Annotated in this window: 2 rRNA genes; both read right to left on the bottom strand. The window is 51.2% G+C overall.

Annotated features, from left to right (window positions below):
• Nucleotides 1-24: 24 nt before the first annotated feature.
• Nucleotides 25-141 (bottom strand): 5S ribosomal RNA (rrf, locus tag E8K79_RS21015).
• Between the two features lie 123 nt (nucleotides 142-264).
• Nucleotides 265-441, bottom strand: a 23S ribosomal RNA gene (locus tag E8K79_RS21010); the annotation flags it as partial.

The raw sequence follows: 441 nt of genomic DNA, 5'->3' as shown, positions 1-441 counted from the left end.
TCCAGTGGGGCTTCTCTATTAAATTCCCTGCGGCGACCTACTCTCCCACATCGTTACCAATGCAGTACCATCGGCCCAGAGAGGCTTAACTTCCGTGTTCGGGATGGGAACGGGTGTGACCCTCTCGGCATTGCCACAGAGAAACTCTTGGCTTGGGCTTTCACCCTCGCAGTATGTTTCTCACAATTGCATTTTCGTGTCTGTAGGTTTTTGGCAGTTTATGATCGGGGGGTGGAGAACCACCCCCCTCTCTAAGAATTTTTTATGGTCAAGCCTCACGGCCGATTAGTACCGGTAAGCTGAATGCATTGCTGCACTTACACACCCGGCCTATCAACGTTGTGGTCTACAACGGGCCTTTAGGGGATTGCTCCCAGGGATACCTAATCTTGAAGGAGGCTTCCCGCTTAGATGCTTTCAGCGGTTATCCTTTCCGTACAT

It is taken from the genome of Geomonas edaphica, assembly GCF_004917075.1.
Lineage (GTDB): Bacteria > Desulfobacterota > Desulfuromonadia > Geobacterales > Geobacteraceae > Geomonas > Geomonas edaphica.
The sequence above is the reverse complement of the archived record's forward strand: the minus strand, read 5'-3'. Positions and strand labels throughout refer to the sequence as shown.